The organism is Limnoraphis robusta CS-951 (genome assembly GCF_000972705.2).
Genome location: NZ_LATL02000015.1, coordinates 1 through 10,778 on the forward strand (window position 1 = coordinate 1; position 10,778 = coordinate 10,778).

Here is a 10,778-nt window from a genome sequence, read left to right on the forward strand (position 1 = left end):
AAGACTTTCTGCACAAGTTATCAACCAGGATAATCATCGAAAACCAAGTGATTGTTCTGGAAGATTTGAATGTGTCGGGAATGGTCAAAAATCATAAGCTTTCCAAAGCAATTAGTGATTTAGGGTGGAGACAGTTTAGAACCCTTCTTGAAGGTAAAGCCGAAAAATATGGCCGAGAATTTCGAGTAATAAGTCGGTGGGAACCGACAACTCAAAAATGTTCGTGCTGCGGCTTTAAAGGTGGTAAATTAGACCTTTCTGTTCGTGAGTGGACTTGTTTAAATTGTGGAACAGTACATGATCGTGATGGAAATGCCGCCTCAAATATTTTACTCGCCGGAGGACTTTCGGAGAGCCTAAACGGACGCGGAGGCAGGCGTGAGACTTCGGTTATTGAAGCAGCAGCCCGTGAAACGTCAACCCACCTAGAGAATGCTGTTCAATTATCAATATTTGATATTTTGAAATAGTCTTCTGCTGGGAATCCCCGTTGTTTACGACGGGGAGGATGTCAATATTTCCTAAGTACAAACATCCCGGTGAACCGTGAGAAACAATATGAATGGTTTCGAGATGGGGATGGGTAAATAAATAGGCGGTTATTTGTTCAATACCGTCTTGATGAGCATCTAATATATGAACTTCTATTCCTGGCTTGACTCCTTGGGCGAGATATTGGGAGTTATCTACATTCGCATCAATAAAAACAAGGGTTTTTGAGGCGTTTTGAGCAGGAGAAGAAACTGAAAGAAAAGATTGAGGGCAAAGGGTTAGTTCGGACATTAGTAACACTCCAAGTTTAATGAATGAAAACGTTTGAAAACATTTTGGGAGGACTGACGAGGCGTCAAACTGGCTAGTCGCAAGTTACGAGGAGTATTTTAAAAAAAATAGCTCGTTGCTGTTATCCCAGATAAAAGCCAACAGACTGTATTAATTTAAGAAGTTAATCCTCACAAAACAATTTTTTTTGGTGGATTTATCGTGTTTGTTCTCTTTGTCTTATTCTACTCGAAGTCCCTCAGAAATAACCTCCGGGAAAATACGGAACTTAGTTGTTAAATTTTTGGTGAAGCTAAGGCAATTTCAAGGGAAATCTAAGTGTTTTCACAGAAACTTGAAGCGGAATTGTAATCAAAATTTTAGCGGTATCCGTAAAAATACGGAGATTGATTCTCTATCGTCTTAGACTGAAAGTATTCACTGTCTAAAATATCAACAAGTGTAACAATATATAGCGCTACGCGCTAGGGAACAGGGAACGGGGAACAGGGAACAGCAGACTATGAAAGGGTTTCAGAATCTAAAAATGTCCTAACCAATTTGCGTAGTGCTATAGCAGAAATCAGGAGACACCGAGACAGGAGACAGAATTGAAACCTTTATCATAAAAGGATTTGACAGAAAAACAGTGTCCTAATCAACTCTTTCTCTGCTATATTACTCAAATCAAAAAAAGTAAGGTAAGCATTGCCTACCTTACTTTTAACTTTCAATGATTAAACATTGCTTTATTCGTTTCCGTTTTTTGAGCAACTTGACTGAGGAATAGTTGAACTTATGATTGAACTAACTTCCAGAATTAATCCTTCGTTACGGTTGAATTAGAACCATAACTCGGTAACACTGTCCCCTCTTTTAAGGGGTCTAATTTCTCAATGGTGTTGACAGGTTGACGAGGTTGACTGATATTCTGAACCGCATCGGCGACATCTATTCCTGTTGTTTGACGCAACTGTTCTAAAAATCCTGCAATTTTTGTGGCTGTCGTTCCATTTTCACTGTTAATAACGGTAACATTATCGACTTCAATTTCAGGAATCGTAGAAACCAGAGTTTGTAGTAATCCTTCTAATTTCTGATACAGGAAAATCTCCCGTGCATTTGCCCCGGCTGCTTTCCAAGATTCTGCTAATCGTTGAGTTCCTTCGGCTCGGGCTTTTCCTTCTTCTATAATTCTGGCTGCATCCCCTTTGGCACGGGCAATTTCGCGTTTACATTCGGCTTCAGCAGGTGCGACAATATCAGCTTGTAACTTCTGTTCAACTTGAATAATTCTTGCTCTTTGAACGGGAAGTTCGGCTTGAGTTCGTGCGACTTCTGAAGCAATTTCTGACTCAGATTCTGCAATTACAGCTTCTCGTTTGGTAATTGCATCTTTGACCCGACGTTCGGCTTCTGCTCGAGCGACTTCTATTTCAGTTTCTAACTGTTTGAGTGAGGTATTTTTCTTGTTTTCTGCATTACGAATAACGGCAGTGGCTCGGGCTTGGGCTTCTGCCATACGAGCATCTCGCAGAAGTTCAGCTTGTTGTTGACGGCCAATCGAATCGAGATAACCCACTTCATCAGAAATATTTTGAATTTGTAGGGTATCTAACACCAATCCTAACCGTTCTAAATCATCTTCGGCTTCTTCTAATAAACTCTTGGCAAAGGCTAACTTATCGCCGTTAACTTGTTCGGGCGTTAAACTGGCTAATACCCCTCGTAAATTCCCTTCTAAGGTTTCTTTTGCCATTTGTTCGATTTCTTTACGGGTTTTGCCGAGTAAACGTTCTATGGCGTTGTGAATAGTGGGTTCTTCCCCGGCAATTTTAATGTTGGCAACACTTTCAACGGTGAGCGGAATTCCCCCTTTTGAATAAGCGTTAGCAACTTTTAACTCAATAATCATGTTGGTTAAATCCATGCGAAAAGCTTGTTCAAGTAAGGGAACTCGAATGCTACTTCCACCTTTGACTAAACGATATCCGACTTCTCGTTGCTCATCAACGCGCCGACGTCCGCCTGCAAAAATCAGAACTTCACTGGGTTGACAAACATAGTAAAGGTTGCGAATAATAAACGCACCTGCACCTGTTCCTAACCCTAATGTTGCGAGTAATGCAATGATAATTTCCATGATGTTGAATAAAAGGTGTATTGACTGTAAAAATCCCTACTTTTTCAGGGTAAATTCTTTGAGTTGATGTCCGTTGGTTTCAGCGCGAGTTGCGGCAACTTTCACGCCTAAGATTTGATCAACACTCTGGAGGAACTGACAGAAGATTTCGGGGTAAGCTTTGACCAAACTGGCGATTGATTTCCCATCACCATTATCAATAACGCTGACATTTCGCAGTTCAACCCGGCTGGGAACTTTCGCGGCTTCTTTGAGGATCATTTCAATTTGCTGCAAGTAGAACAATTCGGAGGCATCTTGATCCATGTCGTGCCATACTTTTGAGAGCAAATCATTAACGAGCGCTTCGGCTTGAGCATTTTCTATAAGGGGTGCGGCTTCTCCTTTGGCTCGAAGTTGCTTGGCTTGGCGTTCAGCTTCGGCAGGTAATACGGTGTCGGCTTCTAGGCGTAAACGTTCTAATTCAGCGCGAACAGTTTGCAGAAGTTCTTCAGCACGGGCGCGGGCTTCTTTGGCTGCGGCGATGGTGCGTTCTTCTTCAGAACGGGCTTGTTGTTCGAGTTCGGCTTTGATTTTCCGCAGTTCGTTGTCTTTTTGCTGAACAAGACTCAGGGCTTGGGTTTTGGCGACTTCGGCTTGTCGTTTGCAGTCGGCTTCGATTTGTTCGGCTTCAGCGAGGGCGTTGGACTCGGCAATTTCGGCGTCTCGCATAATTAAAGCAATTTGTCGCCGTCCAATGGATTTGAGATAATCGACGTCATCGGAAACGCTTTGTATTTTGAGCGTATCAAGCTGTAAGCCCAATTTGACGAGATCGCGAGAAACGTCTTCGGCGATGCGTTCAGCGAAGCGCAGGCGGTCTTCGTTGAGTTGTTCGGGGGTGAGGGTACTCACGACGCCGCGTAGGTTGCCTTCTAGAGTTTCACGGGCGACTCGGGAGATTTCGGAGCGATCGCGATCGAGAAAACGCTCAATGGCATTGCCGACAATTGCCGGATCGCCGGAAATTTTCACGTTAGCAATGGCTTGAATATGTAGGGGAGTGCCGCCTTTTGAGTAGGCGTTGGTGACTTCGACGGGAACGGGCATGGTTCGCAGATCCATCGTTTTCACCGTTTCCAAAATGGGAATACAGATGGTACGTCCGCCAAAAATCACCCGATAACCGACTTCGCCATCTTTACTGCGCTGTTTGCGGCCGGAGAGGATTAAGATTTCGTTAGGTTTACAAATTTGTAGAAAGGTATTGAGAAACCAAACCAGGACAATGCTACCAAAAATGGTGAGGGCGATGGGTAAAGCGGTGGTGATTTGTGCGGGTAATTCACTGCGGTTCGTCGGGATAGATTCCACAGGTTGAACTTGCGCGACTTCCACTAAGATCGCGTCTTTTTCAGCATTGACAAATTTATTGTTCATTTTGTTTAGGTTGAATAGATACAAGGTTGAGTTCCGGTTTGTTTATTTCCGAGGGAATTCGGGATTGAGTTAGTTTTTGTTTTCATTTCTAACTCGGGTGCTTTGGATAAATTTATGAAATGAAGGCTTAGATATTGTCCATTGTACTTTGGGTTTTATTCCGATAGATTAAGTGGCTTGTTTTGATGTTTCAACTCTCTCGATGCAACTGCCATCCGTTCATGGGATTTTACGAGGGTTTTTTGAGTCCATCGATTAATCTGAAGATTGTTTAAAGGCGGCTTCACTAACCACCCACACTTTGTTTTTTTCTACTCCCACCACAAATGCTTGATCTCCTTTAGAAAACTCTTGTAAGTCTTCTGTCATTGCCATCATATCGAGGGTTGTTCCTTTAATATTTAACCGCACTTTGCCTCTGCTATTCTGATTGAATGGGATTTCTACTATAGTTGGTAAACCCAATAGATCATCGGCACGTACCATACTGTCAGCTTGTTGTCTTTGCAGAAGTCGTAACGCCCAAACCATAGCGGTACCACTAACAACGCCTACCGCAATCGATATCCACAAGGTCAACTGAGGGGACATCACGGGGTTTAGGAGGGAGAGGATAACTCCTGTTAAACCGAAAAAACATCCGCCAAATGTCCAAAACCGCAAGCTAAAAAAGGGTAATCCCAATCCTCGGCGACGCCGCCTGTTCTTCCGACTGATATACTTATCCTCTTCTGTTTTAGCTGATTTATCCAGAAATTGTATGTCTGGATCAAAGTCCTGATCAAAATCAACACCGTCTAGTCCGGCGAAAGCAGCTAATGCAACGAAAGCGCCGCCCACAACTAAACAGAATAGGTAAAGATTAAACATACGCGCCCCTAATCACGGGATACTGGATAATTGCTTCAGTCAGTCTATTTCTATTTTCGCAAATTCGTTTCCGGATTCAGCAAACTTTTGTAACAAATTTTGATAAATTATCAATCCAGTCTAGAGTTCAGTTTATCAACTGTTTAAAATTATGCCTGATCCTCCTGCGCCTATGCCCTGAAAGGTTATGCCCTTCAGACCCTACAATGGGTTGATCTGGCGAAAGTTCCTCCTGGTGATTCCTTCGCAGTTCAATATTATTTCTCCTTGGCATCAAACGCTCGGCGGTATTTATATCTCGACTTATGAATCTGGTTCTATTCTACAATACAATGAGTTAATTGTCTTTTCAGGTTGGGTCAGTTATTCGGGTCAATGGGGCCGATGGATTTTTCACTTTTATGTTGATGATCAAGATTCGGTAATCCCTAAATTTAGTTGTAGATGAACCTCAAACTTTAGAGTGAGTTTAACCAGAATTAACCCAGCAAATTTTCTTCAAAATCAGTAGGCGGATGAGCGAGGGTATAGGTTTGAGTTTCCTTGGCGATGCGGGTGCGAATATGAGCGGGAGTTTGCAAAATTCCCAACAGTGTTATTCCGTCTAACATTCGGAAATCTTGCGTGGTTTTTTTGGCTAACAAACGATCAATTTCTTCGGGGTTGGGTTGAGAGTTAATCGGGTTTTCAGAGGCTAAAATAAACCCCCAAGCTTCACCAAAACTCGGAACATTACTGCTATAAGAATGAATACTGGAAAACACTTCGTTTAACGTTCTGGCGAGACGTACATGAAACTTCATTCTCAACACACAAGCTGATCCCGCTTGTACGCCTAAAACGCCTCCAGGGGTTAACAAAGAACGCAGTTTTTGATAATATTCTTGAGTGAATAATCGAAAAGATGGTCCCGATTCGACAGGTTCAGACAGATCAGATATAATCACATCCCAAGGCTGTTCTATTTTATTCAAATATTCAAACGCATCTCCGATAATTAATTCTACCCGAGGATCATCAAAAGTATTCGCATTCATTTCGGGTAAATATTGACGACAAGCTTCAACAACTTCTCCATCAATATCAATCATCATTACTTTTTCAACCGTTTTCCAGCGCAAAACTTCTCGCAATGTCGCGCCTTCTCCCCCACCCAAAATCAAAACAGTTCGAGGTTCACCGTGATAAATCATAGCAGGATGAACCAGAGGTTCGTGATAGAGAAATTCATCGCCTGTTGTTGACTGTAATTTCCCATCCAAAACTAAGGCTTTACCATAGGTATTGGTTTCGACAACATACATTTGTTGGTAGGGAGTCTGTTTGTAGGTGAGAATACGAGTGATCCCATGAGCGTAGAGATCCCAAGGTGTGAGATAATCACTTAACCAAAGATCGGCGTTAATTGGACTACCAGCCATGAAACTCCTTATTTGAATTGATGAGTTCACCCCTTATTTTTTATCATACAAACAGCACAAAAGGACAGAAATATTTTTCCGTCCCTAATATTATAATTCGAGTCTAAGCAAGATTTCGGAAGATTTTATTCACCTGACCAGCTTACCCAATCTCGCGAAACACCCATATTACACATCGCTTGGTTCAATTCCGCTTCGTTAATATTAGCTCCGGTTAAATCTGCGCCACTGAGTTCTACATCGGTTAAAATCGCCCCAATTAAGTCAGCATTGGTTAAATTAGCGCTGCGAAGATCAGCACGAGTTAGGTTAGCTCGTCCCATATTTGCTTCAATTAAACTGGCTCCAATTAAGTTAACTTGGCTAAGATTTGCACTGCGTAAATCCGCTTGATTCAAATCAGTATCGGTTAAATTCGCTTGACTTAAATCGGTTCCGCTTAAATTCGCACCACTGAGATCAGCACCACTGAGATCAGCTCGACTTAAATTCAGTTGACTGAGATCAACTCCACTTAAATTAACACCATGTAAACAAATGCCTGGAAAGTTTTTCTCCCCTGCATCGATCCAGCTTAAGAATTGACTAGCATCCATTTGTTAAACCTCCAAATTGGTTGAGATCATCTCTCTAATCTGTTCTCGAACTCGTAATCCCATCGAGCATTTTTTGAGGTTGAATAAAAAATTAAATCTGCTTGAGTCAAAATTGGGTTTGAAAGTTCAATCTGTCAAAATGCTGACTGGATGTTGTTTGAAACCTTGATTGGGTTGTTGAAACGGGCTAAAAGATACCAATCAAGATTACAAAGGTGAATGCACACAACAACAGGATCAAAGCCATTAAAAAGCCGATAACAGTATTGTCGTGTTCTGTCGTGTGGGTTTGATGAGCCATTGTTCAAATGCTCCTCAATCAATATTGTACTTGATATTCTGTTAGCGTAGAAAATTATTTTGTCAGGTTCGGTTTTCTTTAGATTAAATTAACTTTTCCGAGATTAAACTTTATATTATCCTGGTTTTTAAGTATAGATACTTAGAGTATTGGGAGAAATACTTCACTAAAATTTACAGAAAATATAGAGTGAAAAATTGTTATAAATTTAGAGACGTTTGTTATGAGCTAAGGAACTTTAGCTTTTTCTTCTTGCAGTTTTTTTACTAATAAATGAACTTTGGTAGAAGGATTAGCATGAACTTGATCTATTTCTTGCTGTTCTTTTTCTAAGCGTTCAGCGTTTTTAATGGCTTGTTCAAGTTTATCCTTTAGTAAATTGTAGTATCTTAGAGATTTATCATAATTTGTTGTTTTATTAACTGAGCTTGCATTGACTAACTCTCTTTGAAGTTGAGTTTCCACCTCTGAACAATTTTGAAATGAACGACTTGTATATTGGAAATGTAAGAGCAGCCAGATTTCAAAACAGGGAATAGAGGTTATAGACTCTTCAAAACCATAATCTTGTGCTTTTTTAATTGCTTGTTTATACTTTTCTAGTTTATTGTCATAGTCAAATATACAAAAAACTTCATCGGGTTTTGATGTCATTTGATTTCGATAAGAATTGGCTTTCTCTACAACTTGACAAGGATCGCCACCCGAACCAGAATATACTTTAATTTCCGTCGTTGGTAGTCTAAGTTCTGCTTTAAGATCGTTAAAATAATTGTATTCTGTCTCCTGTCCTTCTACAACAATCAAAATAAGTTTTCTAGGTGTTCGTTGTCCACGAGTTCTCTTTAATTTATCTGTAGATTTCCCCCGTCGTGACATAACTAAAAATTTAAGCCTCCGATGAATGGAATGGCTCCATATCGACCTAATAAATAACCTGTTTGTAGAGATTCATCTTCTTGGGGTTGAAACTCAAGCAGAGAATATAATCGAGTGATGCTCATCTTTTCTTTTTCAACAAACCAAACTTGATCTTGTCTAAATAAGTCATCACATAAAAATGTTGTATCGTGAGTGGTAAAGATCAGTTGAGCGTTATTTTTATTAATAAGCGGATCATTAAACATTTTCACCAGAAATCTTGATAATATTGGATGTAAACTGCTCTCCATTTCATCAATAACCAGTACCCGTCCCTTTTCTAAGATGGTGAACCACAATCCTATCAACTCAAAGAAACGTTGTGTTCCTTTTGATTCATGTTCCACCATGTAGAATTCTCTTTCTTCATCAGAATCAATCATCTTATGGCTTGTTATAATGTCTAATTGCACATGGCTATTCCGCTTGTTTAGTAATTCATCTCGATCAGTTTCACTAATACTAGATCGTGGAATCATCATAATAGAACCTTTTTCTCCTGGTAATATAAACTTTTCATCTACTCTAAAGCCTGAAATTCCAAGATCTGCTTTTTGTAAAAAATTGACAATTTCCTTGCGAAAAACATGATCTTCTAAGCTTCTTGCTGCTGTATATCCCCCACCGGTAAAGCTTGGACTGAAAATATTAAACTGATCTTCATTAAAGTTATCTCCAAACCAATTATATATTTTCTCTAACTGAGGATGACTATTTTGAGCCGCATGAGATAAGAATAAAGAATTACGACGAACTAAATTTTTAATGAGTCTGTTTTCTTCTGATAAATCTAGATTTTCTCCAAAATACCAGTTATACTGTTTATAGTCTGGTTTTAATTCCTGATTATCTGGATTAAAAATTCGCTCATACAAATTTTGTTGTTCATTGTCAAAATAAGCGATTAACCATTCTTCGTAAACTCTTTCTTGGTCTAGGGAAACTCCAAACTCATAACGAACTTCTTCGTAGATAAAGATTAACTCAAATAAAGTCGGTTTTTTACTATATTCTGAATCTAATCTAAACGGTTCTACGGGTAGTTTATCTCGACTTCCTCGCATTCCTGTAGCTGAGTTACGAACTATATTTTTCAGCGTATACATAGCTCTAACTAAATTACTCTTTCCGGCTGCATTTGGCCCGTAGATAACAGCACTTTTGAGCAAACGAATCTCATCAGTTCCCGGAACAGCAAACGTATTTTCTGGTAGCGTTTCTATATCCTCGGATGCTACCAGACTGAACGTTATTTTCTCTCGAATTGAACGATAATTTTCTACACTAAATTCAATTAACATAGTCGTTAAAAAGCTGTAAGATAAACCAGATAGATGTTTATTTAGATTTCGAGAGATTAATTAAGGAGATTTTGATTAAAGTAAAAGTTATCTAATGCTTTCAGGTTATAAGTCCACAGGCATTTAACTCAAATTTCATATGAATTACAAATTATTATAGCAAAAGATCACAAAAAATTATCTTTAAACTTTAATTAAAACAAAACCTCTACCGAAGGGACAAGATAGAGGTTTAACAAAAATATTAGCCTAGAAGAATTAGCAAGAGCAGGTTTCCGGGCAAAATTCCACTGTTACATGAAGTTCATAACTGTTACTTGGTTGTTGATTAGCATCAAATGGAATACGAGCGTACTCAGCAGTCACTATAATTCGCCCGGTTTGCCACTGTTCACCCTCTTTTAAGACCTTACATACTTTACCTTGTCCGCTTGGAGAATATTTACTGTCATATTTCCAGGTTGCAGAATTTGAGTCAAGTGTTATTCCAACTTCAGGAATGGAACTAGCAGGAATTTTGATAGCTTGATGGCGTTGTTTTACAGCCTCTTTAAACCGACCTAGTGTTATTGTTCTAGGTGTACCCGCAGGTACGAAAAATTCCAATACGTCACCGTCATTAGTTAGAGATATAAATTCAGATTCGTGTGTCATTTTAGCTTCTTAGTTGTTTGATGTACTAGATGGATACATAGAGGTTTCATAGACTAGAGGATAAATATATAAAAACACCCTGATTATGTAACCTTGTTAATCATCTATCACCAACTACTCTATCGGTTCACTCGATTTCGGAAAACTTGGTAAAATTTTTTGAGAATCAGAAAATATACTGAATCTTCTTGACTAACCTGTTAGTATTCGAGAGGTTCTAAGTAGAAATAAGTAGCTCAAACTTTATACAGTTTGCTTTAACTAAATCCAACCCGATCAACGCCTATCTAGTTTACTAGATAACATATTAATTGCTTTGGCTATCCTCTCTAATATTTTTATATCCGTATTTTCCGGCATACCAATGTAATAAATAAAAGGGGGATTATC

10 protein-coding genes are annotated in these 10,778 nt (G+C 39.5%); 1 reads left to right on the forward strand and 9 read right to left on the reverse strand.

Going from position 1 to position 10,778, the window contains the following annotated elements; translation table 11 throughout:
• Positions 1 to 470: RNA-guided endonuclease TnpB family protein (locus tag WN50_RS31645; protein WP_152964671.1), on the forward strand; the 470-nt coding region annotated here is incomplete at its 5' end.
• On the opposite strand, the gene WN50_RS01360 is transcribed toward WN50_RS31645, so the two are convergent.
• The 9 genes from WN50_RS01360 to WN50_RS01405 all read right to left on the reverse strand — a co-directional run bounded on the left by WN50_RS01360 (position 391) and on the right by WN50_RS01405 (position 10,388).
• Positions 391 to 783 (reverse strand): DUF4347 domain-containing protein, encoded by a 393-nt coding sequence (locus tag WN50_RS01360; RefSeq protein ID WP_053221411.1) that lies wholly within the window; start codon positions 781 to 783, stop codon positions 391 to 393. The genes WN50_RS31645 and WN50_RS01360 overlap by 80 nt on opposite strands.
• Positions 784 to 1,582: 799 nt before the next feature.
• Entirely contained in the window at positions 1,583 to 2,905 is a 1,323-nt protein-coding gene (locus tag WN50_RS01365) for a flotillin family protein (RefSeq protein WP_046278171.1), read from the reverse strand.
• Between the two features lie 36 nt (positions 2,906 to 2,941).
• Complete coding sequence (locus WN50_RS01370; protein WP_046278172.1) at positions 2,942 to 4,324, reverse strand: flotillin family protein; 1,383 nt, start codon at positions 4,322 to 4,324, stop codon at positions 2,942 to 2,944.
• A gap of 255 nt (positions 4,325 to 4,579) precedes the next feature.
• Positions 4,580 to 5,194 (reverse strand): NfeD family protein, encoded by a 615-nt coding sequence (locus tag WN50_RS01375; RefSeq protein ID WP_046278173.1) that lies wholly within the window; start codon positions 5,192 to 5,194, stop codon positions 4,580 to 4,582.
• Between the two features lie 479 nt (positions 5,195 to 5,673).
• Positions 5,674 to 6,615 carry a spermine/spermidine synthase domain-containing protein gene (locus WN50_RS01385; RefSeq protein WP_046278174.1) on the reverse strand — a complete coding sequence of 314 codons (942 nt, stop codon included), beginning with the start codon at positions 6,613 to 6,615 and terminating at the stop codon, positions 5,674 to 5,676.
• Positions 6,616 to 6,740: 125 nt separating this feature from the next.
• The gene (locus WN50_RS01390) at positions 6,741 to 7,211 is read right to left on the reverse strand and encodes a pentapeptide repeat-containing protein (protein WP_046278175.1); all 471 of its coding nucleotides are present in this window, start codon (positions 7,209 to 7,211) and stop codon (positions 6,741 to 6,743) included.
• Positions 7,212 to 7,740: 529 nt separating this feature from the next.
• Positions 7,741 to 8,391, reverse strand: coding sequence for an RloB family protein (locus WN50_RS01395; protein ID WP_046278176.1), 651 nt, complete (start codon positions 8,389 to 8,391; stop codon positions 7,741 to 7,743).
• 2 nt (positions 8,392 to 8,393) lie between these two features.
• Positions 8,394 to 9,734 (reverse strand): AAA family ATPase, encoded by a 1,341-nt coding sequence (locus tag WN50_RS01400; protein WP_046278177.1) that lies wholly within the window; start codon positions 9,732 to 9,734, stop codon positions 8,394 to 8,396.
• A 258-nt stretch (positions 9,735 to 9,992) separates the two neighbouring features.
• Positions 9,993 to 10,388, reverse strand: a complete 396-nt coding sequence (locus tag WN50_RS01405; RefSeq protein ID WP_046278178.1) for a hypothetical protein — start codon at positions 10,386 to 10,388, stop codon at positions 9,993 to 9,995.
• Positions 10,389 to 10,778 lie beyond the last annotated feature (390 nt).